The 24,077-nt window shown below is 71.4% G+C and carries 25 protein-coding genes; 13 read left to right on the top strand and 12 right to left on the bottom strand.

Translation table 11 applies throughout. The features are described 5' to 3' along the window. Positions 1–128 precede the first annotated feature (128 nt). Positions 129–1,790, bottom strand: a complete 1,662-nt coding sequence (locus tag ACH34T_RS34200) for a DUF6882 domain-containing protein (RefSeq protein WP_396025103.1) — start codon at positions 1,788–1,790, stop codon at positions 129–131. Positions 1,791–2,000: 210 nt separating this feature from the next. Here ACH34T_RS34200 and ACH34T_RS34195 point away from each other — a divergent pair, with 210 nt between their 5' ends. Beyond that, complete coding sequence (locus ACH34T_RS34195; protein ID WP_396025102.1) at positions 2,001–2,630, top strand: RNA polymerase sigma factor; 630 nt, start codon at positions 2,001–2,003, stop codon at positions 2,628–2,630. Further along, the gene (locus tag ACH34T_RS34190) at positions 2,627–3,340 is read left to right on the top strand and encodes a hypothetical protein (protein WP_396025101.1); all 714 of its coding nucleotides are present in this window, start codon (positions 2,627–2,629) and stop codon (positions 3,338–3,340) included. Before ACH34T_RS34195 ends, ACH34T_RS34190 begins: the two co-directional genes overlap by 4 nt. A 121-nt stretch (positions 3,341–3,461) precedes the next feature. Here the strand turns inward: ACH34T_RS34190 and ACH34T_RS34185 are convergent, their stop codons facing one another. Beyond that, positions 3,462–4,499 carry an alpha/beta hydrolase gene (locus tag ACH34T_RS34185; protein WP_396025100.1) on the bottom strand — a complete coding sequence of 346 codons (1,038 nt, stop codon included), beginning with the start codon at positions 4,497–4,499 and terminating at the stop codon, positions 3,462–3,464. 59 nt (positions 4,500–4,558) lie between these two features. Between ACH34T_RS34185 and ACH34T_RS34180 the strand changes: the two genes are divergently transcribed. From ACH34T_RS34180 to ACH34T_RS34165, 4 genes are all read left to right on the top strand, one after another. Beyond that, on the top strand, positions 4,559–5,095 hold the full coding sequence (locus tag ACH34T_RS34180; protein WP_396025099.1) for a MarR family winged helix-turn-helix transcriptional regulator: 537 nt from the start codon (positions 4,559–4,561) through the stop codon (positions 5,093–5,095). A 98-nt stretch (positions 5,096–5,193) separates the two neighbouring features. Further along, the gene (locus ACH34T_RS34175; protein WP_396025098.1) at positions 5,194–5,556 is read left to right on the top strand and encodes a hypothetical protein; all 363 of its coding nucleotides are present in this window, start codon (positions 5,194–5,196) and stop codon (positions 5,554–5,556) included. Next, complete coding sequence (locus ACH34T_RS34170; RefSeq protein ID WP_396025097.1) at positions 5,546–6,127, top strand: carboxymuconolactone decarboxylase family protein; 582 nt, start codon at positions 5,546–5,548, stop codon at positions 6,125–6,127. The genes ACH34T_RS34175 and ACH34T_RS34170 overlap by 11 nt, the downstream gene beginning before the upstream one ends. A gap of 103 nt (positions 6,128–6,230) precedes the next feature. Then, positions 6,231–6,872, top strand: a complete 642-nt coding sequence (locus tag ACH34T_RS34165; protein WP_396025096.1) for a phosphatase PAP2 family protein — start codon at positions 6,231–6,233, stop codon at positions 6,870–6,872. Positions 6,873–6,956: 84 nt separating this feature from the next. On the opposite strand, the gene ACH34T_RS34160 is transcribed toward ACH34T_RS34165, so the two are convergent. Further along, complete coding sequence (locus tag ACH34T_RS34160) at positions 6,957–7,409, bottom strand: VOC family protein (RefSeq protein WP_396025095.1); 453 nt, start codon at positions 7,407–7,409, stop codon at positions 6,957–6,959. A gap of 25 nt (positions 7,410–7,434) precedes the next feature. Further along, positions 7,435–8,049 (bottom strand): hypothetical protein, encoded by a 615-nt coding sequence (locus tag ACH34T_RS34155; protein WP_396025094.1) that lies wholly within the window; start codon positions 8,047–8,049, stop codon positions 7,435–7,437. Positions 8,050–8,236: 187 nt separating this feature from the next. Between ACH34T_RS34155 and ACH34T_RS34150 the strand changes: the two genes are divergently transcribed. Continuing rightward, a complete protein-coding gene (locus ACH34T_RS34150; protein WP_396025093.1) occupies positions 8,237–8,821 on the top strand; it encodes a putative glycolipid-binding domain-containing protein in 585 nt (194 codons plus the stop codon). Positions 8,822–8,896: 75 nt separating this feature from the next. Further along, complete coding sequence (locus ACH34T_RS34145) at positions 8,897–9,304, top strand: RidA family protein (RefSeq protein ID WP_396025092.1); 408 nt, start codon at positions 8,897–8,899, stop codon at positions 9,302–9,304. A gap of 41 nt (positions 9,305–9,345) precedes the next feature. Here ACH34T_RS34145 and ACH34T_RS34140 read toward each other — a convergent pair whose 3' ends face one another. The 3 genes from ACH34T_RS34140 to ACH34T_RS34130 form a co-directional block, all read right to left on the bottom strand. Beyond that, the gene (locus ACH34T_RS34140; RefSeq protein WP_396025091.1) at positions 9,346–10,011 is read right to left on the bottom strand and encodes a dienelactone hydrolase family protein; all 666 of its coding nucleotides are present in this window, start codon (positions 10,009–10,011) and stop codon (positions 9,346–9,348) included. A 42-nt stretch (positions 10,012–10,053) separates the two neighbouring features. Further along, positions 10,054–10,488 carry a hypothetical protein gene (locus tag ACH34T_RS34135; RefSeq protein ID WP_396025090.1) on the bottom strand — a complete coding sequence of 145 codons (435 nt, stop codon included), beginning with the start codon at positions 10,486–10,488 and terminating at the stop codon, positions 10,054–10,056. 72 nt (positions 10,489–10,560) lie between these two features. Continuing rightward, on the bottom strand, positions 10,561–10,965 hold the full coding sequence (locus tag ACH34T_RS34130; RefSeq protein WP_396025089.1) for a PGPGW domain-containing protein: 405 nt from the start codon (positions 10,963–10,965) through the stop codon (positions 10,561–10,563). Positions 10,966–11,159: 194 nt separating this feature from the next. Here ACH34T_RS34130 and ACH34T_RS34125 point away from each other — a divergent pair, with 194 nt between their 5' ends. The 5 genes from ACH34T_RS34125 (at position 11,160) to ACH34T_RS34105 (ending at position 18,552) form a co-directional block, all read left to right on the top strand. Continuing rightward, complete coding sequence (locus ACH34T_RS34125) at positions 11,160–12,221, top strand: acyltransferase family protein (RefSeq protein WP_396025088.1); 1,062 nt, start codon at positions 11,160–11,162, stop codon at positions 12,219–12,221. Positions 12,222–12,463: 242 nt separating this feature from the next. Further along, entirely contained in the window at positions 12,464–13,882 is a 1,419-nt protein-coding gene (locus tag ACH34T_RS34120; RefSeq protein WP_396025087.1) for an SDR family NAD(P)-dependent oxidoreductase, read from the top strand. A gap of 170 nt (positions 13,883–14,052) precedes the next feature. After that, positions 14,053–15,798 (top strand): CDP-glycerol glycerophosphotransferase family protein, encoded by a 1,746-nt coding sequence (locus tag ACH34T_RS34115; RefSeq protein ID WP_396025086.1) that lies wholly within the window; start codon positions 14,053–14,055, stop codon positions 15,796–15,798. A 138-nt stretch (positions 15,799–15,936) separates the two neighbouring features. Next, entirely contained in the window at positions 15,937–17,919 is a 1,983-nt protein-coding gene (locus ACH34T_RS34110) for a glycosyltransferase family 2 protein (protein WP_396025085.1), read from the top strand. A gap of 21 nt (positions 17,920–17,940) precedes the next feature. Then, the gene (locus tag ACH34T_RS34105) at positions 17,941–18,552 is read left to right on the top strand and encodes an acyltransferase (protein ID WP_396025084.1); all 612 of its coding nucleotides are present in this window, start codon (positions 17,941–17,943) and stop codon (positions 18,550–18,552) included. Between the two features lie 63 nt (positions 18,553–18,615). Here the strand turns inward: ACH34T_RS34105 and ACH34T_RS34100 are convergent, their stop codons facing one another. The 5 genes from ACH34T_RS34100 to ACH34T_RS34080 are packed head-to-tail and all read right to left on the bottom strand — an operon-like array spanning position 18,616 to position 24,039. Beyond that, complete coding sequence (locus tag ACH34T_RS34100; RefSeq protein ID WP_396025083.1) at positions 18,616–19,221, bottom strand: hypothetical protein; 606 nt, start codon at positions 19,219–19,221, stop codon at positions 18,616–18,618. Then, on the bottom strand, positions 19,218–20,630 hold the full coding sequence (locus tag ACH34T_RS34095; RefSeq protein ID WP_396025082.1) for a glycosyltransferase: 1,413 nt from the start codon (positions 20,628–20,630) through the stop codon (positions 19,218–19,220). The genes ACH34T_RS34100 and ACH34T_RS34095 overlap by 4 nt, the downstream gene beginning before the upstream one ends. Positions 20,631–20,634: 4 nt before the next feature. Continuing rightward, complete coding sequence (locus ACH34T_RS34090; protein WP_396025081.1) at positions 20,635–21,153, bottom strand: hypothetical protein; 519 nt, start codon at positions 21,151–21,153, stop codon at positions 20,635–20,637. Next, positions 21,150–22,430 (bottom strand): glycosyltransferase family 4 protein, encoded by a 1,281-nt coding sequence (locus ACH34T_RS34085; protein ID WP_396025080.1) that lies wholly within the window; start codon positions 22,428–22,430, stop codon positions 21,150–21,152. Before ACH34T_RS34085 ends, ACH34T_RS34090 begins: the two co-directional genes overlap by 4 nt. Before the next feature lies 1 nt (position 22,431). Then, positions 22,432–24,039, bottom strand: coding sequence for a glycosyltransferase family 4 protein (locus ACH34T_RS34080; RefSeq protein WP_396025079.1), 1,608 nt, complete (start codon positions 24,037–24,039; stop codon positions 22,432–22,434). Positions 24,040–24,077: the final 38 nt, after the last annotated feature.

The raw sequence follows: 24,077 nt of genomic DNA, 5'->3' as shown, positions 1-24,077 counted from the left end.
TTCCTGCACCACGCTTAGCGAAACCCGCTGATCACGAACCGGATCGCAAAATCCCGAACCACGAACGCGAGTGAATCGACGCGTACCGTGCACGACAAGCGCGACGAGCGCGACATCACCGCATACCGTCACGCGTCAGGCGTGGCCTCCGCATCGCTGCTGATGGTGAGGATGCGGTCGTCGAGGTCGAAGAGCACGGCCAGGCGCTCCTGCCGTCCGCCGCCGTCACCGCGGTCACGGCCTGGGCGCTGACCCTCGATGCGGGCGGGCGCGTTCTCCACGATCTTGGCGCCGTCGCGGCCGAGGATGGCGGCGACCTCCGGGTGCTCCTTGGCCCTCTCCAGGGGGCAGCGGACGCTGACGCGATGTCCGTCGGCGGACTCGACGACGATGACGGCGGACGATTCGCCGATCTCGAACCCGTGGCGCTCCATGAAGCCGCGGACCACGCGCCGCTGCTCGTGCGGCCAGACCTCGGCGGCCCGCGTGAGGAGGCGGGGAGCGGCCAGGCGGTCGAACCGCGCGGTGGGCAGGTCCGGGTCGTCGACGGCCAGGACGAGGCGTCCCTTCCCCTCGTTGACGGTGACGAAACTGACGCCCTTTGCGCCGATCAGCGGGGCGGCGGAAAGGGCCATCGTGAACGCGCCCCCGGTGGGATCGTTGAACCGGGAGAAGTCCAGATGCCCCTTGACCAGTTCCGGGATCTGGTGGCGTTCGCCGAAGTCCCGAATGGTGCGCAGTCCGGCCAGGGCGGGCAGATCCTGGTCCCAACTGGGGTTGTCCCAGGTCCACAACCAGGTCTGGGAAAGGTTCGAGAAACTGCCCAGGACGGTGAGCCCCCGCAGGGTGCGGCCGTCCAATGTCACGGTCGCTTCTTCCGGGTTCCATTCGATGTAGTTCTGCGTGAAGGCGTCGTTGAAGACGTCCTGCTGGTGGATTCCGGCGGCGGCGATCTCGCTCGCGTACGCCTGGAACTCCGGGCTGTAGAAGGTCGGCCCGTCCGGGAACTCGCCCCAGAACCGGGCCATCCGGTGCCGTCCCGCGTTCGCGTAGATCTCGCCGAGCTTGCGCGCAGACTCCTTGTTGCCGACCTCCAGGACCGCCCTGCGCAACCAGACGATGCCTTCGTCCACGTTCTGCGACAGGTAGAGGTTCGCCATCGCGTTGGCGGCATTGGGGTGCTTGAGGTCCGCGGCGCGGCGCCATGCTTCCAGGCGCTTTTCGGGTTCGCCCCGGTCCTGCCAGACGAATCCCAGGTTGTACGCGGCGATAGCGTTACCGCGGTCGGCCGCCCGGCCGTACCATTCGGCGGCGGCGACGAGATCGCCTTTCCCGTCGTCGTCGTAGATGGCCCCCAGATTGGAGGCCGCCTTGTCATCGGACTCCAGTTCCCAGGCGCGCTCGTAGCAGTGTTTCGCCTCGTCCAGGTCCCCTCGATCGCGCAGGATCACCCCGAGGTTGAGATAGGCGCCCGCATGGCCCCCCTCGGCGGCCTGCCGGTACCAGCGCTCGGCCTCCCCCAGCTCGCCGCGCACTTCCTCCGCATACCCGACCTCGAAGGCGCTCTGCGGGACGCCCTGTTCCGCCGCGCGCCGATACCATTCCACGGCCTCGCCCTTGTCGCCCCGCTTGAGCAACAGCTCCGCCAGATCATGGGCGGCGACCGGACGGCCTTTCTCGAACGCCTCCCGGAAGCACCGTTCCGCCTCCGCCTGGTCGCCCTTGCGCTGGGCCTCGAGCCCCTGCTCATGCAGGACGGTCGCCTCCGCCGGTCGTCCGGCATCGCTCATGGGAGCACCCCTCGTGATTCGCTTGGACCGATTGATCGCCAAGTACGACGACAAAGACCGATCACCGGTTCACCCACCGGCGAGCCGTCTCATCCGGAGAGGTGGCAGTAGCGGATGGAGGACAGCGGCGATGCCGAACACCTGCACCATGCCTGCCGTCCTGGCAGCGGGTCCGAGGAACCCGGCTCCGGCAGCGGACACGAGCAGGGTATGACCCCTTTGCCAGAGGACGAGCTCGCTGAGCTGTCCGACGCCGAACTATGGCGGGAGGCGGCCGCGGGCCGGGCCGAGGCGTTCGGCGTCGTCTTCGACCGCCATGCGCGCGCGGTCTACAACCACTGTTTCCGCGCGGTGGCCGACTGGGCCTCCGCCGAGGACCTCACCTCGATGGTGTTCCTGGACGCCTGGCGGAGACGTGCCGACGTTCAGCTCGAACGCGGCTCGGCCCTGCCCTGGTTGCTCGGCGTCGCCAACAACGTCGTCCGCAACCGGCGCAGATCCCGGCGGCGGCACCGCGCGGCGCTCGACCGCCTGCCGCCGCCCCTCGCCGCACCGGACCATTCCGACGACGTCGCCGGTCGGCTGGACGACGAGAAGGCGATGCGCCGCGTCCTGGACCTGGTGGGGCGACTGCCCAAGGCCGACCAGGACGTGCTCGCGCTGTGCGCCTGGGACGGCCTGAGCTACGCCGAGGCCGCGGTGACGCTCGGCGTCGCCGTCGGCACCGTTCGGTCGCGGCTGTCCAGGGCACGCGCAAGGCTCCGGGAACTGGCCGGGGGCACCGGACACGGACTGGATGAGCACCGACCGGTGCTCCGGACGACCGAGGAGGAGTCATGAACGACGAGTTGGCGACCCCCGCTGAACGCGACCTCCCCGGCGCCCGGTTCCTCGCACGAAGGGAACATCTCATGTCGGAGATCACCCAACCTCGCCGCCGTGTCTCGCGGCGGGCCCGCTGGCTGGCAGGGCTGACCGGAGCACTGGTCATCTCGGGCGGCGGCGGCGCGGTGGCGGCCGGCCAGCTCTGGGACGGTGGCGCGACCGACGCGCAGGGCACCGGTTGCTACGCCGAAGCAAGCCTGGACGCCGACCTCACGGTCATCGACACCACCGACCGGAACCCCGTCGAGACCTGCGCCGACCTGTGGCGGCGGGGTGAGGTCAAGCAGGGCACGACCAAGGCGCCGCCGCTGCGGGCCTGCCTGCTGGACACCGGACCGGTCGGAGTCTTCCCCGGCGACGGCGGGACATGCGAACGCCTGGGCCTGCGCCCCACCCGGCCGGCGAGCCCGCAGGAGAGCAAGCAGGCGATCGCGGTGCGTGAGCTGCACGACGACCTGGCGAAGAGGTTGAACGCGCGGTGCATGCCCAAGGAGGAGGCGACCCGCTTGGTGCAGGGCCGCATCGCCGCGCACGGCCTGATCGGCTGGACGGTCAGCGTCCCGCCCGACCACGACCGCAACGGCCGCTGCGCGACGTTCGACCTGGACGAGCGGCGCAAGCGCGTTTACCTGATCGGTGAGCCCAAGGTCAACCTGGTCAACTGACCCGTGAGCCGGTAGGCGGCCGAGCCGGCGGGGACCCTCTCCGCCGGCTCCGCCCCCGCGCCGCACGGTCGGGACCGGGCCGCAAACCGGGCCTGCGCGTGATCGGGCGTGACGGGCGGGGTTACGTGGTCGGGGTCAGGTGGTGGGAGAGCCAGGCGAGTGCCTGGGGCTGGCGGTATTCGATCGCGTGGTGGCCGGCGTCGAAGAGTTCGAAGTACACGGATTCATTTGGTACTCCGGCCTCGTCCAGGGCCTTGCGGAAGGCCAGGGCGCCGAGGTCCAGGAACCATTCGTCGCGGATTCCGGCGTCGATCCAGATGGCCCGCATGGAGCGGAGCGCCTCGGTGTGCGCGGGTGCCATCCGGACGGGGTCCCATTCCAGCCAGCGTTGCCAGATCTGGGGACGCAGCGCACCGGTGACCGGGTCGAAGGGCAGCAGCGGGGTGCCGTCGTCGCCGGGCGAGAAGCAGGCCGAAACGCCGAGGATCTCCAGTAGGCGCAGGTCCTCGTCCTTGGTGAAGGCGACGCGGGAACGGAAGTCGCTCCACCAGGAGAAGATGTCGCCGTCATAGGCGCGCAGGTGGCGGGCCGCCCACAGGAAATGCGGGATGTACTGCGCTTCGGAAAGGGCGTCTCCGGAGTGCGAGGCGAACGCGCCGAACAGGTCGGGACGCAGCATCGACGTGACCATCGCGCCCAGCCCGCCGCTGGACTTGCCCGCGATGGCCCGATGGTCGCGGGCGGCGAGCGTCCGGTAGCGGGCGTCCACCCAGGGCACGATCTCTTCGCACAGGTAGGAGTGGTAGCGGCCGGTCCCGGCGGAGTCGACGTACTGGCTGCCGCCGTAGGTCGTCCAGGCGTCCACGAAGACCAGGATCATCGGCGGGGCCTCGCCCGCGGCGAAGATCGCGTCGGCGGCGACCGGGACGGACGTGCGGTAGGCGCCGGGCTGGTTGCTCCAGGCGGGGAGCCGTCCGGTGAAGCCCAGCAGCATGTAGACGACCGGGTAGCGGCGCTCGGTGTCGGCGTCGTAGCCGGGCGGCGTGTAGACCCACAGGGGCCTTTGGTGGGGGTCGCCCAACGGGTTGTCGCGGAGCAACTCGCTGGTGATGGTGCGTTCGTCGATCCTGCCGGAGAAGTCGGCGGGCCATAGTGGCATGGAGCCTCCTTGCATTAATACGAAATCGTAATATATCAAACGGTAGGATCAGTGATGTGATGGAAGACTCGATCGATCGGCACATCGAGTACTGGTCCCGGGAGGTGCCCGATCTCGACCCGCAGGTCGAGGGCGCGATCACCCGGATGCAGGCCCTCGTCCAGGTCCTGCAGCGGCGCAGGAAGGCGGGGCTTTCCGCGCGGCACCTCAAGAGCTGGGAGTACGACATCCTGTGGCGGCTCCGCTCCGCAGGGCCGCCCTACCAGGGGACTCCGTCCTGGCTGGCCCGCGCCCTGAACGCCCACCCCGCCACCCTCACCAGCAGGCTGGACCGCCTGGAGAAGTCAGGGCACATCACGCGGACGCACGATCCGGCCGACCGGCGGCGCCTGCTGGTTCGCCTCACCGACCAGGGCCACCAGGCGTGGGAGGCCACGATCGGCGAGCAGGCGTCCACCGAGCATGCGCTCCTCGCCGCTTTGACCGACGATGAGCGGGAGCAACTGTCCGGCCTGCTCCGGAAGGTCGTGGCGGCGCTGGAGACCGACGGCCCGCCCCTGATGCCGTCCGCCGAGGAAGCGCGCGACGCTCCCTGACCTCGAACCAGGTCGGCCGGGATGTCGTATTCGGCGGCGCGCCGATCGTCTTACGCATGAGGGCAGATTGCTCGGACGCAAAGGAGGCGGAGAGCACCATGCCGGACGAAGACACCAAGCGAGCGGCCTACCGGGCCCTCGTGGATCGCATTCTGAACGGGGAGGGCAGAGCGTCGGCGGAGCAGCGGGCGCGCGCCTTCCGCAACGAGGGCCAGCCGCCGCCGCTGGACGCGCTCGACGCGCTGGTCGTCAAGGTCGTCAACAGCCCGGCGCAGGTCACCGAGGCGGACCTGGCCGCGGCCAAAGTGTCGGGCTGCACCGAGGACCAGCTTTTCGAGCTCGTGATCTGCGCCGCCGTCGGCCAGTCCGACCGGCTGTACGAAGCCGGACTGCAGGCCCTCGCCGAAGCGACCGCCAAAGGAGCGACGACCGCCGAGGGGACGACGGACCATGCGACTTGACATCCTGAACCACGGCTACGGCACCGGAACCAAACTGCTGTTCACCGTCATTCGGCTGGTCTCCAGGCACCCCGTCCCGGACGCCGCCAAGTTGGTCTTCTACCGGCCCGATTTCTACGGCGACCGGGCCAAGGCGTTCACCCACGAGGCGATGCGCGGGCCGTCCGACTGGTCGGTGGGCGACCGGGAGCTGATGGCGGCGTACGTGTCGCAGGTGAACGGGTCCGCGTTCTGCGTCGCCGCCCACTCCGCGACCGCGAAGCTGGCGTACCAGGACGCGCCACAGGTCACGGCCGTGCTGGACGACCTGGACTCGGCCCCCGTCGCGGAGCCCCTGCGGGCGACGCTCCGGATGCTCGGCAAGCTGACCCGGGAGGGAACGGTCGGCGCCGACGACATGCGGGACGTGCTGGCCGCCGGCGCCTCACCCCGCCAGGTCGAGGACGCGCTCGCGGTCTGCGCCGCCTTCAACGTCACCGGCCGCCTCGCCGACGCCTTCGGGTTCGGGCTGCTGACCCCCGAAGACTTCGAGGCGGGAGCGAAATACCTGCTCAAACGGGGTTACCGCTAGCCCCATGTCTGTCCGGTGCTAGGAGGAGCCCGGTGCCGTCCTCAGGGTTTGTTCGGGGTGATCCCTGATGCCCTGGGCTGCCGGTTGTTCGTACGGTCCCTTTATGACAGATCAATCGTCGACGACGAGAACGTGGCGGCTCAAGGCGGCCGGGGCCGGCGGGCTCTGCCTGGCCGGCATGGGGATCGCCGGAATCGCCCTGGACGACCGCGTCCCGCCCTTGGACTCCTGGATCGTCGATCACCTGTACTCCCGGCCCGAGACGACACCCGCCGTGATCGCCACCGTGATCAGCGGCGCCGGGACGGTTCTCGGGCTCGCCCTTCTCCTCGCCACCGCGGCGCGCCTGCTGTGGCGGCGGCGCGCGGGAGGCGCCCGGCTGCTGCCGCGCCACGGGGCGCTGCTCGTGGCGTGCCTGGCCACCGTGGCCTTGCAGGCGGCCTTCCGGCGTCCGGGTCCGCCGGTCACGTCCCAGGACTGGACCTACCCCAGCGGACACGTGACCGTCCTCGCCGCACTGGCCATCACCGCCTTCGTGATCAGCCTGGAGCTGACCGCCGCGTGGCGCGCCACCGTGCTCGCGGCCGGCGTGACGACGCTGGTGGCGGTATCGGCAAGCCGCGTCACCCTGGGCGAGCACTACCTGCTCGACGTCGTCGCCGCGCTGTTCGCCACGATCGGAGCCGGGCTGCTGACCGTCGCCGTCCTGAACCTCCGGCCGCGGCACCAGCAGGCATCCCCGTGACCAGCGACGCCACAGACCGGCTCGCAGGAAGGCGCCGCCATGCTGCTCGTGCGAAAGGCACCGTAACAAGGGCGTAGTGGCGGGTCAGGCGGCGCAGAACTCGTTGCCTTCGGGGTCCCGCATGACCCACCAGTGTCCTGCGGGGCCCTGGTCGACCTCGTGGACGCGGGTCGCGCCCAGCCCTTCCAGCCGGGCCACCAGCGCGTCGAGTCCGCCGGGCTCGCTGTGGACGTCGATGTGCAGACGGTTCTTGCCGGACTTGCGCTCGGGCACGTCCTGGAACAGCAGCCGCCGGCCGTGTCCGACGCCGCTGGCCTCGTCGAACGGGTCCTCGGGGTGGCGGATCGCGGCGTAGCCACGGAAGGTCTTGCGGCCGCGGTGCTCGACGACCGCGTCCGCGCCGAGGTGGCCGTCCGCCAGCAGCCGCTCGATGAGCGCGCTGGGGTCCTCCACCTCGTAGCCCAGCGCCTCGGCCCAGAAGTCCGCGAGCGTGGACGCGTTCGTAGTGTCGATGACCAGTTTCCAGCCCAGTGCCATGCAACCAGTTATACCGGTACAAGCGTCATCGCGTCGTCCGGGTGCGGGTGCGGTCCGTGCGCTTGGCGCCGGTGCGGGTACGGCGGATGCGGCCCCAGGGCTTGGCCACCGCGAGGACGGTCGCCAGCGTCAGCGTGACCAGCGACACCGCGGGCGGGAAGAACAGGTTCGAGATGGCCGCCGGTTCGGGGGCCCCGTGAACCAGGTCGCGGCCGTACTCGCCGACCTCGCCCATCCCCGGGCGCAGCGCCACCAGGATGAGCGTGCACAGGACGAGGTTGAGCACCAGCTTGATCGCGACCCACCAGTAGCGCATGAGCCCCCACCGCGTGCCGAGGCCGAGGATGAGCCCGGTGACCAGGCTGATCAGCCCGCTGCCCAGCATCGGCCACACGACGAAGGTCGCCAGCGCCTCGTACGCCAGCCCGCGCACCTCGTCCGTGGTGCCGAACTTCCCGGTCAGCACCAGCACGGCCACCATCACGTCGATCCCGATCCACGCCCCGGCGGACACGATGTGCGTGACCAGCACCGCCTTGCGCCAGCCGCGCCCGAGCTTGAACCAGCCGTCCGGCCGCCGGACCGCTTCCCCGGCCGCTTTCCCGGTGTCCTGCGCGGATTTCGCCTCGCTTACCGCCATGTCGTCACGTCCTTTCAGCGTCGTAACCGCATCAATGACGATCGCCCTTGGTAGTCCGGATGCCGTCCGCTACAGGACGACACTGCGGATACGACGCCCGGCGCAGGCCGCCCCCACCGGCTACCACAGGCGACGTACCGGCGGACGAGGACCGCGCCCGGCGGCCAGGTCACGGCGGGATGGCAGGATGGCGATCATGGTTTTCGCCGAACCGCCGGCAAGCGCGGCCTGGGAGCACCGTGACGCCCGCACCGGCTTCGAGGTCCTCCGCACGGCCCGCCGGGACGGCGGCTGGACGCTGCGCGGAACGACCACGGCCGTCGAGAACGGGACGCCCTGGGTCGTCGAATACGCCATCGAGGTGGACGGCGACTGGCACACGCGCAGCGCCCGCGTCCGTCACCCCCTGGGCGGACGCCCACTCGCCCTGGACAAGGCGCCGGACGGCCGATGGCTGGTCGACGACCGCCACGACCCACGCCTCGACGGCTGCGTCGACGTCGATCTCGAATCGTCCGCGATGACGAACGCGCTGCCCGTGCACCGGCTGCGCCTGGATGTCGACGAAACCGCGGACGCGCCCGCCGTCTACGTCCGGGCCGCCGACCTCACCGTCGACCGCCTGGAACAGTCCTACGCGCGGCTGCCCGACACCACTGGACGCCAGTGCTACGGCTACGCGGCCCCGGCCTTCGACTTCACCGCTCGCCTGGTCTATGACGAGTCGGGTTTCGTCCTGGATTATCCGGGCCTCGCCGTCCGCCGCGCCTGACGCGGCTTCCAGCGTCCTTCCGGTGTCAGGGTGCGCGGCTAAGTTCAGGGTTGTCGACTACGAGGGAGTGCAGCGATGGCCGTGACGTTGATGAACCCCGATGGACTGCCGAAGCCCGAGGTCTACCGGCAGCTCTCGATCGCCGCCGGATCGCGGACGGTGTACCTCGCCGGGCAGGTCGCGCGGGATGCCGAGGGCCGCAAGGTGGGCGAGGGCGACTTCGCGGCGCAGGTCGAGCAGGCCCTCCTGAACGTGGGCACCGCGCTGGCCGCGGCCGGTGGGACGTTCGACGACGTGGCGAAGCTGACCGTCTATGTCGTCGACTGGACCCCGGACAAGATGGCGCTGCTGGGCGAGGGGGTCGCGCGGGCGGCGGCGAAGATGGAGATCGACCCGGTCAAGCCGACCACGCTCCTGGGCATCGCAGCCTTGGCCGAGCCCGACCTGATGGTCGAGATCGAAGCCATCGCCGTCCTCGACTGAGCCCACCACGGCCACACGCTCTTCCTCAGCCGTGCCGGTGGTCACGGGACGGCGGCGCCCTGCGTCAGGTAGCGGTCGAACCAGCGTGCGGCCATGTCCGTGACCTGCTCCAGGGTGCCGGGCTCCTCGAACAGGTGCGACGCCCGCGGCACGACCTCCAGCCGGTGGACGGCGGCGCGCAGCCGTCCGGCCGCGTCGTCGTTCAGCCGCAGCACCTCCGGGTCGCGGGCGCCAACGATCAGCAGCACCGGCGCGGCGACCCGTCTCAACGCGTCGCCCGCGAGGTCCGGGCGGCCGCCGCGCGACACCACCGCCCCGATCCGGCCGGGCCGCTCCGCCGCCGCGGCCAGCGCGGCGGCCGCCCCGGTGCTCGCGCCGAACAACCCGATCGGACGTCCGGCGGTCGGCGGCGCGGCGGCGAGCCAGTCGATCGCGCCGGCCAGCCGACGCGTCAGCAGGCCGATGTCGAAGCGCAGCTCGGCGGTGATCGCGTCCCGCTCGTCCTCCTCGGCGGTGAGCAGGTCGATCAGCAGCGTGCCGATGCCCGCCGCGTTGAGGCCAGCGGCGACGGCCCGGTTGCGCGGGCTGTGCCGGGAACTCCCGCTGCCGTGCGCGAAGAGGACCACACCGCCGGGGGCGTCCGGCAGGGCCAGATCGCCCGGCAGCACCGCGTCCCCGAGACCGATCGTCACATTCGCGGTGTCCATACCGCGTGGTTACCCCTCCGCCGTCCCGCCATGCGGGGCGGCTCAGTGGTGGACGGGGTCGTCGGAGCGGCTCTCGCTGCGCTCCGTCCGCCGGACGGTGAAGAACCCGGCCAGCGCCGCCAGCGCCGCGACCGCCTCCCCCGCGAGGCTGATCGTCTTGTCGCTGTACCAGGACGGGTCGTACATCCGCGGAATCGGCCCCAGCCGCCCGAAATCGACGAAATAGTAAAGCAGCACGGCGCCCGCCGCGCTCGCCGCGACCACGAACGCGATCGCGTACGTCCAGCGCCGCGCCCAGAAAAGGACGAGCAGGGCCGCCACGACGGCCGCGATCGCCTGGGCGCGGAAAAGATCGTCGCCGTGGATGGTGCCGCTCGGTGTGTTGGGTCCGGGCGCCATGTCAGGCGCGAACCGCCAGTGGATGACGGCGTCCGCCGCCAGCCCTCCGGCCACGAGTACTCGAAGAAGAATGCCCATACCCATTGCACGGTGATACCCGCTCCAGGGATCAATTCCCAGAAACGAATCCGCGGGCGATTTCCGCTTCGCTCAGCCGGCTCGGGCGGCCCGGACGCGGCGGTAGCTCCAGTACAGCAGCCCGAAGAGGATGAATCCGGACAGGATGAGGCCCGATCCCGTGCTCCACCCGGAGAGCGGCAGCTCCGGCACCAGGCCCCACGCCACGCCCGCGCCGATCAGCGTCAGCCCGGTGAGGATGGAGCCCGCGAGCCGCCACCACGAGGTCACGCTCTCCTCGGCGGCCTGGACCGCACGGTCCCGGATGGGGTCGACGTAGCGGTCCACGGCCGGGAACTCGCGGGCGAGGATGAGGAGCCCGGCGAGCACGAGCAGCAGCCCAGGCCCGGGCAGGACGAGCAATGCCACCCCGGCCAGCAGGACGACCCCGCCCACGACGAGGATCACACCGCGCCTGGCATGCCTGCTGTACCCCATGGTTTCCCCTCCCGGCCAACGTGGTCCAAGCGTAGATCTTCGTGGCGCCTCTCCGGTCAGCAGGGTCGCAGAATCGCGCGTCCTGCCGCTCCCCACTGCGCGTCCTGGCGCTCAGCGCCGAGCCGGCCGCCTGCGAAATCTGCACGATTTGGTCGGATATGCTCCACGAGCCCCTCTCAGGATCAGAGCCATCGATGACACAGACACCCGAGGCCTCCGTCGCGGGCGAGGCGACGGCGGAACGCCCACCCGACGAGGGCGCGGCTCCGCGGGTGCGTGATCCGCATCTCGACAACGCCAAGTTCCTCGCGATCCTGCTCGTCGCGACCGGGCACGGCATGGCGGGCCTGGACGACGTCGCGCTGGCCTCGGCGGCCTACTACTTCTTCTACCTGTTCCACATGCCGGTGTTCGTCATGATCAGCGGCTATCTGGCGAAGCGGTTCACGCTGACCGACGACAAGGCCGTCAAGCTGGTCGGCGCCACCCTCGCCCCCTATGTGATCTTCCAGACGTTGTACGCCCTGTTCGCCTGGACGTTCGGGGACCGGCCGTTCGAGATCGGGCTGCTGAACCCGTACTACATCACCTGGTTCCTGCTGGCGCTGTTCGTGTGGCGGCTGCTCACGCCCATCTGGCGGCGGGCGCGGTTCCCGGTGGCGGGGGCGGTGCTGGTCAGCCTGCTGGCGTTCATGAGCGACCTCGGCGGCACGCTGGACATCTACCGGATCCTCGGGCTGATGCCGTTCTACGTGGTGGGCCTCGCGCTGCGGCCGGAGTGGCTGGAGATCGTCCGGCGGCCCGCCGCGCGGGTGCTCGGCGCGGTGACGCTGGCCGCCGGGTTCGCCGCCATGTACGTCGCGTACCCGCACATGGACGCCCGCTGGGTCCGCTGGACGCATTCCAACGACGCCATGGGCGTCGGCGAGCTGACCGGGACGCTGATGCGGATGGGGCTGCTCGTCGCGGGCCTGGTCCTCATGGCCGCGTTCCTCGCGGTCGTCCCGTCCCGCCGGACCTGGTACACCGACCTCGGCGCCGCGACGCTGTACACGTACCTGCTGCACGGGTTCCTCACCCGGCTCTTCACCTTCACCGGGTGGAACGAGGCCGGCTGGCTCGACACGATTCCGGGCGTCCTCGTGATCGCGGCGGTGTGCTGCGTGGTCGCCACGCTGCTGAGCACGGGCCCGGTCCGGCGGGTGACGCGCTGGGCCGTCGAGCCCGATATCCGGCCGTTGTTCAGCAAACAGTGACCGGCCGGTCGCCAACCGTTCTGGGTGGTCACGCCCGGATCACGGCAAACTGCAAGATCGCTGAATTCACGACATATTCACACAGAGCGGGTAGAGTTAAACGGCAGTTCTCCCCGTGTGCATCCATAGCCCTGCAAAGCGCCGCGGCCCCGTCGCTTCCATGGATCCCAACGGTGACTGAACGGCTTCATCCTGGCGGTCCGTGACGGCCGCCTAACAGAAAAAGGACGGTCGCATTGGTCATGGCGCCGCAGGGCGAGCATCGAACCGTTGCCGTCATCCTGGCGGGTGGCAGCGGGCAGCGGATGGGCCTCAGCACGCCGAAACAGCTCCTCAAGATCGCTGGAAAGACGATCCTGGAGCACACGTTGAGCGTCTTCGAGGAGGCGCCCGAAATCGACGAGATCTTCGTTCTGATGAACCCCGGTTTCCTCCAGGACGCCGCGGAATGCGTGAAGAGGGCCGGCTGCGCGAAGGTCGCCGCCGTCCTGCCCGGCGGGACGTCCCGCAACGCGACGACGCAGCTCGCGCTGGACGCCCTCGCCGACCACCCGGCCGAGACGACCAACGTGCTGTTCCACGACGCGGTGCGCCCGCTGCTGTCGCAGCGCATCATCCGCGACTGCGTGACCGCGCTCCGCGAGCACCAGGCCGTGGACGTCGCCATCCCGTCCGCCGACACGATCATCCAGGTGGACGACGACGTCATCGTCGACGTGCCCCGCCGCGCGAACCTGCGCCGCGGGCAGACCCCGCAGGGCTTCCGGCTCGCCACGATCCGCGCCGCCTACGACAAGGCGTGGCAGGACGAGAACTTCGAGGCCACCGACGACTGCTCGGTCGTGCTGCGCTACCAGCCCGGCACGCCGATCTACGTCGTCCCGGGCGACGACCACAACATGAAGGTCACCGAGCCGGTCGACATGTTCGTCGCGGACAAGCTGTTCCAGCTCGCCTCGTCCGACGCGCCCGACCTGTCCGAGGACGAGTACCGCGAGGCTCTCGCCGGCAGGACGATGGTCGTGTTCGGCGCGAGCCAGGGCATCGGCGCCGCGGTCGCGGAGCTGGCCCAGGGGTTCGGCGCCCGCGTCTTCGGCTACAGCCGCGGCGCGACGCGCACCCACGCGGAACGTCCGGACGACGTCGCCGCCGCGCTCGCCCAGGCGTACGCGACGACCGGACGCGTCGACCACGTCGTCAACACGGCGGGCGTGCTGCGGATCGGGCGCCTCGACACGATCGACCCGGACGCGATCGAGGAGGCGCTGCGCGTCAACTACCTCGCGCCGATCCACATCGCCCGCGCCGCGTTCCCGTACCTCGCCAAGACGGGCGGGCAGCTGCTGCTCTACACGTCCAGCTCCTACACGCGCGGACGCGCCGAGTACAGCCTGTACTCGTCGGCGAAGGCGGCCACGGTCAACCTCACGCAGGCCCTCGCGGACGAGTGGTCCGCCGACGGCGTCCGGATCAACTGCATCAACCCGGAGCGGACGAGCACCCCGATGCGGACGCAGGCCTTCGGCCAGGAGCCGCCGCACACCCTGCTCAGCGCCGACCAGGTCGCGAGGACGTCCCTGAACGTGCTCCTCTCGCGCCTCACCGGACAGGTCATCGACGTGCGCCGCGAAGATCCATTCGCGGGCGGCCGCCCCGGCTGACGGCACTCTCTCTCCCCTGGCACTCCCCCGCATTTCCCTTCCCTCGCGCACCCGCCGCCCAGCCCCGGCGGGTGCCTCCACCTCGTCGCCGCCCCAGGGCCGCGCTGACCAGACGGAGGTGTACCGTGCGGCGTCTCGCCCGGTACTCGAAGCTTTTGCGGTTTTCCACGGTGTTGTCCCTGCCCGTCACGCTCGGGCTGCTGATCGTCGCGGCCGTCGCCGGGTCGCCCGGCTGGTTCCTCGGCGCCGCCCTCGCCTGCTACGCGGCCGAGCCCACCGTCTCCAAGCTGCTGCCGGACGCGGACCGCGCGCTGCGCTGGGGCGAGCTGAGCGCCGCCGCGCGGGCGCTGATCCGGCAGGGCGCGTTCGTGGTGCTGCTCGTCCAGGACGGGGACGCCGGCGACGCGACGATCTGGACCGCCGCCGCCGGGCTGTTCGCCCTCGACTGGCTGCGCGCCGGGGCGCTGGTCGGGGCGTCCGTCCTCCGCCGCGTCAACACGCTCCCGTACGCCACCCGCAACCTCGGCAAGGGCGAGCCCGCACTCCCCGCCGCCGAGCCCGCCTGGCATGTGCGGCTCGTCACACTGATCGAGGGCTACATCGACGCCCTGCCCCTGCTGCTCGGCGCCGTCGGCCTGCTGGCGGACGCCCCCGCGCTGCTCGTCGCCGGGCTGGTGGCCGCGGCCGCCGTCACGCTCGGCTCCCTCGGCTGGCAGACCGCGGGCCTGCGGGAGATGCGCCGCCTCCTCAACGCCCGCCGCGTCGGGAAGGACGTCCAGCGCCGCGTCGGCGAGTACGGGCCCGAGGTCGTCCTGTACTTCACCGGCATGGCCGTCAACGCCTACCAGGGCAACATGTGGCTGGAGACGATGGAGCGGCTGAACCGCAAGGCGATGGTCCTCGTCCGGTCGCCGGAGGTCGTGGACGCGCTGGCCCCGACCCGGCTGCCGGTCGTGTGCATCTCGCGCGCCGAGGACGTCATGAACTTCGACTGGTCGACCGTCCGCGTCGCGCTCTACACCGGCAACACCGGCAAGAACCTGCACCTGCTCCGCGAGCCGGACATCAAGCACGTCTTCATCGGCCACGGCGACAGCGACAAGGACTCCAGCTCCAACCCCGTCAGCAAGGTCTTCGACGAGGTGTGGGTCGCCGGTCCCGCGGGCCGCGACCGCTACCGCAACTCCGAGGCGGGCGTCCGCGACGAGGCGATCGTCGAGGTCGGGCGGCCGCAGCTCGCCGGGGTCGAGCCGGGGCCGTCCGGGAGCGAGGTGCCGACCGTCCTGTACGCGCCGACCTGGGAGGGCTGGGACAGCGAGCACAGCTACTGCTCGCTGCTCACGATGGGCGAGAAGATCGTCGGTGCGCTGCTGGACAAGGGCCCGCGGCTGCGCGTCATCTACCGGCCGCACCCGTACACGGGCACCCGCATGGCCGCCGCCGCGGCGGCCCACCACCGGATCATCCAGATGATCGAGCAGGCGAACCGGACGGGCCCGGGCGGGCACCGGGTCGTCACCGGCGCGGAGGCGTCCCTGCACGACTGCTTCAACCAGTCGGACATGCTCATCACCGACATCTCCAGCGTGATCTCCGACTACATGCCGAGCCTGAAGCCGTACGTGGTCACCAACCCGCACGCGGCCAACGACGTCGCCTTCCGCGCCGACTTCCCGTCCGCGTCGGCCGCGTACCTGCTCGGCCCGGCCTGCGCGGAGCTCGCGGACATCGTCGCCGTCGCCGTGACGCCGGGCGCCGACCCGCTCGCCGACGACCGGCGCAGGCTCCGCGACTACCTCCTGGGCCCCGAGCACCCGGACGCGATGACCCGGTTCGCCGCCGCCGTCGACACCCTGGCCGAGTCCGGCCCCAGGTCGGCGATGCACGGCCTGGGCGGATCGGCGGTCACGGCCTAGGAGGTCATGACGGCATGTGCGTGATGCGGCATCGCCCTGAAGGGTGAGCGGTCACGGCAGCGCCCGAACCCGAATAGAGTGTCCCTCGCACCCCCGCCCCGGACCTCAGGGGGCTTTGTGAGTGGACCACTGGTAAGCGTGATCGTTCCGGTCCACGACTGTCGGGACACGGTGGGCCGGGCGCTGGAGTCGGTCTTCGCCCAGACCCTGCCCGCCGAGCGGATCGAGATCATCGCGGTCGACGACGGCTCGGCCGACGGCGGCGCGGAGCTGCTTGACGAGCTGGCCCGCGGCCACGACCGGCTGACGGTCGTCCACCAGCCGCACTCAGGCGGGCCGGGCGGGCCGCGCAACCGGGGCCTGGAGCTCGCGTCCGGGACGTTCGTGTTCTTCCTGGACGCCGACGATGCGCTCGGCCCCGAGGCGCTGGAGCGGATGACGGCGATGGCGGAGCGGAACGGGACCGACGTCGTCCTCGGCAAGCAGGTCGGGACCGGCGGCCGCAAGGTGCCGAGGATGTTCGAGCGGACGATCGAGCGCACCCACGTCCTCGACCCCGGCTGCGACCTCTTCCCCCGGATGTCGATGGCGGCGCTCCAGCTGTTCCGCCGGTCGCTGATCGAGCAGAACGGGCCGCTGCGCTTCACCGAGGGCCTGCTCTCCCACGAGGACCAGCTCTTCACCGCGGGCGCGTACCTGGCGGCGAGCGGCGTGTCCGTCCTCGCCGACTACGACTGCTACTACTGGGCGGCCCGGACGGACGGGACGAGCGCGACCCAGACCGGCGGCGCCGGGCCCGCCGACGTCTACGCGATCATCGCCCGGGCGATGCGGGAGGTCGCCGACCGCACCGTGCCAGGCGAGGTCAGGGACCGGTTGCAGCATCGGTACCTCCGCCTTGAGGTGTTCGGACGGCTCGCCCGGCTGTACCTGGACTCCACTCCCGAAGACCAGAAGATCACCCTCACGAACTGCCGCGAGCTGTTGGAGAAGTGGTACACCCCCGGGGTGCTGGAACTCGCCCACCCCAGCCACCGGCTGCTCGCCCACTGCCTGCTGAACGACCTCGACGACGAGTTCCTGGAGGTTCTGCGGTTCCTCCAGGACGGGACGCGGCCCCGCGTACTTCTGGAGGACGGCGAGGCCTTCCTGATGTACCCGTTCTTCCGGGACGCCTCCGGTATCCCCGACGAGTGCTTCCGGAGCCTCGATCCGCCGGAGATCCGGCCCAGTCCGACCAGGCTGGCCTGGGAGGACGGCGCCCTGAGGATCGACGGCACGGTCGTGCTCCGCGACGTGGACGAGGGAGCCCCCGCCGTCCGCCTCCTGCTCGACGACGGTACGGGCGACCCGCGCCCGGTGGAGTGCGAGACCGTCCCCGCCTCCCCCACCGACCTGGGAACGGCCGCGACCTTCACCGCCGCGATCAGCCCGGAGCCGGCCGCCCTGCCCGACGGCCGCTGGACGGTCTCCGCTGAGGTCTCGATCGAAGGGCACGTCCGGACGATCCCGCTGGTCAAGCCGAGCAGCTTGGCCGTCCCGCGCGTGGCCCTGGCCGGCACGCGGGCGACCGGCAGACGGGTGATCCGTCCGCTGCCGGCGCGCGGCAGCGGGACCCTGGTGCTCGACGTGGGCGGTCCCCTCGCGTCCGGCGACTTCCACGACGCGGACGTCGCTTGGGGCCCGCTGAATCGGGTGCGGGTAAGCGCCGAGGCGCCGCCCGTCCTGGGGGACGAGCCGGCGATGAGTCTCCGCCTGCGCCATGCCCATGAAGGCACCGTGATCCGGGCGGCGCTGGCGGCCGTCCCGGACGATCCGTCCCGGCGGCGCGCCGACATCTCCCTGGCCCGTTCGCGCCCCGGTCACTGGGGGGCGAGCTTCGAGGTCGACGGCGTCGGCGGGCCGGTCCCGGTGCGCGTCGCGGCGGGGTCCGATCTCCCCGGGCCGGCCAACGCGTCGCTGGTGCCACCGCGTCGGCTGCGCGTCCGGCTCGATCGCGGGACACTGACCGTGGAGGTCACCGCGCCGCTGGCGGCCAGGGTCCGGCGCGTCCGGCAACGGCTGGGCGCCCGCGAGAGCGGCGAGGAACTGCAATCACCATCGACACCCCAAAGCACCTAGCACCCGGAGGAAAGGCAGCAGATGAGCCACCGCATCGTCGAGAGCGCCCAGGTCGACCCGAGTGCCGAACTCGGCGACGGCACCACGGTCTGGGATCTCGCCCAGGTCCGCGAGGACGCCCGGCTCGGCGCGGGCTGCATCGTGGGCCGCGGCGCCTACGTCGGCGCGGGCGTGCGGATCGGCGACAATGTCAAGCTGCAGAACCACGCGCTCGTCTACGAGCCCGCCGTGCTGGAGGACGGCGTGTTCGTCGGCCCCGCCGTCGTCCTCACCAACGACCGGGAGCCCCGCTCCGTCGACCCGGACGGCAAGCTGAAGCGCGGCGGCGACTGGGAGGCGGTCGGCGTGCACGTCGCCGAGGGCGCGTCCCTCGGCGCCCGCAGCGTGTGCGTCGCGCCGGTGCGCATCGGACGCTGGGCGATGGTCGCCGCGGGGGCGGTCGTGACCCGCGACGTCCCCGACTTCGCCCTGGTCGCGGGCGTCCCCGCCCGCCGCATCGGCTGGGTCGGCCGCGCGGGCGCCCGCCTCACGCAACGCCCGGACGGAACATGGGAATGCCCCCGAACCGGTGCCCGCTACGCCGAGACGCCCGCCGGAGACGACTCCGGCAAGACGCTCCTCATCGAGAAATAAGCCCAAGCGAACGACCCACTGGACGGCTGAACCCGGTCAAGACCCGCTGGGCCGCTGAGCCGGTCAGGGCTTGGCCTCGAGGCTTCTGTCCTGCCGGGTCGTCACGATGAGGTCCGGGTGGCGGCGGGCCAGCCGCCGTCCGAGCGGCACCGATGTCCGGTCCATCACGATGACCCGGGTGATCTGGGTCAGGTCGACGTCGCGCAGGACGCGCCGCCACGCGATGCGGGACAGCAGGAGCGGCCGCACATGCCGGTAGAACGGCACGAACAACCGCCGGTGGACGACCTGCGAGCCCCGGTTCCGGACGCGCTCCAGCTTCGCGCCGGGGCGTCCGAGCCCCGCCACCGGGCGCACGACGAGCCACGGCAGCCTGACCACGAGCGTGCGCTCCACCCACGGCAGGGGATGCCTGGCCTCGGCCTTGTCGAGCCGGTGCAGGCGCACGCGCTCGTCCAGCTCGGCCCAGTCGCCCGAATCGGCGGTCACCAGATCGACCTGGGCCCCTTCCTCCTCCACGAAGTAGCCGGTCAGCCCGACGATCCGTCCGTAGTGGCGTTTGGGCTTCACGTTCGGCTTGGGGTCCATGGTCAGCCGTGCGTCCATGGCCAGAACCAGCACCCGGGGTGCCTGCGCGCCGTTCACCGCATCGTCTCCCAACCTGGTCACCCGGACACCGCGCGCCTGCGGCCGGCCAGTTCGCTCAGCCGCCGCACGAGCGGCTCCAGCGCCACCGTCCGCTCGAAACGGTCCGCGTAGGCGCGGGCGGCGGCCACCTGCCGCTCGTCGAGACCGGCCGCCGCCTTCGCCGCCGCGACCATCGAGACGGCGATGTCCGCCGGGTCGAGGCTCCCGGGGTTGAACCACAGCGGGTAGTCCCGCAGCAGTTCCTCGGCCGCCGACCCGGGCGAGTGGACCGACACGATCGGCCGCGCCGCCGCCATGTACTCGAAGATCTTGCCGGACGTGACGTAGCGTCCGCCGCCGTTGAGGAACACCAGGACGTCGGAGTCCCGGTAGACGTCGACGAGCTCGGTCTTGGACACCGGCCCGCGGTACCGCACCCCCGGGGCGAAGACCGGCTCCTCGTCGTCCCCCCCGGCTCCCTCGGTCGCTGCGCCCTCCGGGGCGTCCGCGGGGTCCGCGGCGGCGAAGCGCTTGCGCAGCGCCCTGTCGGAGCCCCTGAAGAACCCGAAGTAGCCGTAGAGGTCCAGGCAGGCCGCCGACATGTCGGAGTGCTCGCGCGCGCGGGTGAACCCCTCGACCATCTCCTCGATGGGCTGCTGATCGGTGATCGTGCCCACGAAGGAGAACCGGGGCTCGTGCTCGCCCGCCTCCGCCCGGGCGGCCGGGGGCGGCTCGGCGGTCGCGGGCAGCGTGTCGACGTCCCAGCCGTTCAGGACGGTCATCATCCGCCCGGCCGCCTTGGGATAACGCTCGGCGTGCCACGACAGCTGCGCCTCGTTGACGTAGAGCGAGTTGGCCGCGCCGTTCAGCACCCGGCGCTCCCAGCGCCACGCGGGGTGCCCGTCGTCGTACCTCGGCTGCTCGCCGAACTGGTCGAGGGTCCAGGAGTCCCGGTAGTCGATGATGTAGGGGGTGCGGGTCAGCTTGTGGAAGAGCCAGGCCGCGCCGAACGAGGCGAACGGGTTCCCCGTGGCGAGGACCACGTCGAACTTGCGCCGCGCGTGCATCCGCAGCGCCCGCCGCACGCTGGCACGCGCCCAGGACGCGTAATGTTCCGGGAAGACGTGCTTCTGCCCCCACGTGTACAGCGACTGCGCCATTTGAGGGAATGTGGCCCTGAATTTGCTGTAGTCACGCAGGTTCGTCTGCCAGACGAACCGGTTCAGGTCCGGCCGCACCAGCGTGATCCGCGGATCGATCGTCTCCATCAGCTTCTCGTCGACCGAGCCGATCGCGTTGTACAGGAACGGCAGCGGCGCCGCGAAGACGGTGACGTCCCAGCCCAGCTCGGTCAGCCGGTTGGCGGTCGCGCGGGGCCGGTACACGCCGCTGGCACGGGACGGCGGAAAATAGAACGCGAGATACAGCAGGCGCGGTCGGCGCTCGGTCATGTCATCATCCCCTGGCGTAGTCAGCGGAGTAGGCCAGCCGCGCTCCCGCGTCCGCGATCACGTCCGAGAGCTCGGACACGGTCACGAACGACTGCGGGTCACCGGCGACGACAAGGCCGATGGACCGGCCGCGCAGCAGTTCGCGGTCGACCGCCCGCCCGCGGACGGCGGCGGGTTCCCGCCGGAGGAGGCGGGCCAGGCGCCGCTCGACGGGACGGGCGACGCGCCTGCGGTACCCGGCGTAGATCCGGTCCCCCGTCTTGCGAAGCGGGCCCGGAAAGCACACGCGCACCAGCCGCCGCGGGATGCCGTACAGCAGAATCCGTGGCACGGCGGGGGCGTGGCGGCGTTCGAGCGCCGGAAGTTCGACCACGTCGACGCCGTCCGGGAGCGGGTCCTTCGCCCACGAGGACGACTTGGTGACGAGCACGACGGCGTGACCGCCGTCCGCGACGATCCGCGCGGACTCCCTGACGATCGCGGGCCGGCGGGACGCCCCGAGCGCCACGAACAGAACGTTCACGCTTCTTCTCTTCCGTCGGTGCCGTCGTCGTCCTTCTCGCCGATCGTGTCGTGTTCGCCGCCGCCGGCGCCGGGCTCGGGGAACCAGTGCCGGTGGTGCGCCTGGGCGACGGTGCTATACCCGAAGCGCTCGTCCAGAACCCGCTGGCCTTTGCCCAGGTCGAGGCCGTCCGGGAAGCGGTCGCGCAGCCGGCGGTAGCCCGCGGCGATCGACTCCGAGTTCTCCTCGACGTCGATCATCTCCCCGACCGCGTCCTCGATGCCCGCGAGGGTGCGCTCAGGGCCGCCGCAGCGGGTGACGAGCACCGGCATCCCGGCCGCGACCGCCTCGATGATCGACACGCCGAAGGTCTCCCACCGGGCCGCGTGGACGAGCAGGTCGTGCTCCCGCATGAGCCGCGCGGCCTCGTCCGGGGCGACCGCGCCGGTGAACGTCACCACGTCGTCGACGCCGAGTTCGGCGGCGCGCTCGGCGAGCCGTCCGGCCAGCACGCCGGGGCCCGCCATGGTCAGCGTCAGCTCGGGGTCCTCGGCGTGGCATTCGGCGAACGCGTCCAGGAGCCAGTCGACCCCCTTGCGCTCGACGAGGGTGCCGACGTACAGCCAGCGGCGCAGCTCCGTGACGGGACGCGCCCGCGTCGCCGCGAACGAGATCGGGTTCGAGATCAGCTCGATCTTGTGGGCGAGCGCGGGGAAGGCCTCGGCGAGCCTGTCGCGGAGCACGTCCGTCACGGCGAAGAAGCCGGTGCAGCGGTCGAGGACCTGTTCGTACATGTCCCGCGAGTCCGGCTGGTCGAGGACCTGGTCGATGAAGGAGGCGTGCTCGGTGACGAACACACGCGCGTCCGGATGGGCGTTCTCCAGGGCCGTCCAGCCGCCGCGCAGCCCGACGTGGGCGTGCACGACTCGCGCCGGGATCGGCTTGCCGCCCAGCGCCTCGCGCAGCCACGCCGTGTGCTGCTCGGCGAGTTCCGCGAACGTGTAGTCGGGGACGGTCGGCACCGGAAGCCGTACCAGGCGGGCGCCCGCGACCGTGGGCGTGTCGTGCAGCGCGACCGGCAGGAGCCGCCGGTGCGCCTCCCGCGCCGCCGCGACCTCCTCCGGCGCCTGCCTCATCAGCCACGCCTCGTTGTGGTAGACGGTGACCTCGTCGCAGCCCGGCGCCGTCGCCTCGACCATCGCCTGGACGAACGCCCCCGCCCACTCCTGCTGCGGGTTGGGGTACCACGGCGTGACGACGGCCACGCTCCGGTCGGTGAGTCGGTCCGTCGTCGTCATGTCAGTCCTGGGCCCCGATCAGCTGGTCGCCGGACGCCGGCGGTGAGCCGGACGCCTCCGGCGCGGGGGCGGACGTCCTCGCGGCGGAGGGCAGCAGCTTGGTGTAGACGCCGTCCAGGATCTCGGCCTGCGCCTCCCACGTCCACTCGTGGAGCAGGTCGGGCCGGTCGTCGTAAACCGCCCGGTACCGCTGCGGGTCGCCGAGGACCGCCTCGACCGCCCGCACGTAGTCGTCGAGGTCCTGGGCGTGGAACACCTCGCCCTGCCCGGTGGCCTTCACCATGTCGCCCATCGCCTGCACGTCGCTGACGATGATCGGCAGCCGTGCGTGCGCGTACTCGAAGAACTTCGTGATCAGCGCGATCTCGTGGTTCGGCCAGTGGTGGATCGGGATGACGCCGAGGTCGGCCGCCGACAGGAACGGAGCGACCTGGTCGAACGGGACGTACGGCAGCGTGTGGACCCGGTCGTCCACGCCGAGCTCCACGGCCCGCGCGCGCAGCCCCTGGACGTACTCGGACCGCGCCGTGGCGACGATCAGGGCGACGTGCAGCTCCGGAAGCCGCGGCAGCGCCTCGATCATGATGTCCAGGCCGCGCTGCACGGAGGCGCTGCCGCTGTAGACGGCGATCGGGACGCCGGGTCCGACGCCGCACAGCTCCCGCAGGTCGGGAACGGGGTCGGTGCTGGTCGACTCGCCCTCGGTGACCGGGGCGTTGAGCACGACGGTCGGCTTGTGCCGCAGGCCGTGGGCATCGACGAGCTTGTCGGCGAGGGCCTCCGAGACGGTCACCACCGCGTCGGCGTCGCCGGCGTACTCGCGCTCGTGCGCGATCATGGCCGGGAGCCAGCGCGACCCGATGCCCCAGGGCCTGATGCCCGGCAGGAACTCGTGCGCGTCCCACACGAGCTTCACCGGCCGTCCCTTGGCGCGGGCCCGCCGCGCGGCGCGGGCTCCGACGCCGAGCATCCGGAAGTCGTTGGCGTGGATGATGTCGGGCTCCAGCTGGTCGATGACCTTCCCGTACGCGCTGTCCCAGTCCCAGAGGTTGCGGTCGAGGACGCGCCAGGCCCGGTCGCCGAGAAGCGTCTGCCAGAACTTGAGCGTGATCCGCTCCAGCGGAGCGCGCGGGTTGCCGCGGGCCTTGGCGAGCGAGTCGGTCTGGCGGGCGCGCAGTGCGAACCACCGCGCCTGGAGCTTCGCCGTGACCCGCCGCGCCAGCAGCCACGTCTTGCGCACGGGGCGGCCGGCCCCCGGAGCGAGGCGGCTCGCGGCGAGGTCGGCCCGCCGGGACTGGACGAGCCGCCGCCGGTAGTCCGCCACGTTCGGGTGCGCGTACGCGAGCGGGCGGCGGAGCGTTGCGCGCCACACGCTGTGCCTGTTCCGGAGGAGCGTGTGGTGAGGCCTGAGGTGGCGCACGTGGGCGCCGCCCAGCATCCAGGTGCGGGGCCTCTTGGCCGAGTGGACGCCGAGGAGGTGCACCTCCCAGCCGGCGTCGGCGATCGATTTCGCCGCCTTCTGCACCCGGGAGTCGCGCACGATGTCGTTGTCGACGAGCATGACGATGCGGCCGCGCGCGCTGGGGACCGTCTCGTCTTCGTTTTGCATCGCTTGCTCCAGTCGTGGTCGGCAGGGGCCGTCGGCGT

The sequence above is a fragment of the Actinomadura sp. 9N215 genome (assembly GCF_044326345.1).
GTDB lineage: Bacteria > Actinomycetota > Actinomycetes > Streptosporangiales > Streptosporangiaceae > Spirillospora.
The sequence above is the reverse complement of the archived record's forward strand: the minus strand, read 5'-3'. Positions and strand labels throughout refer to the sequence as shown.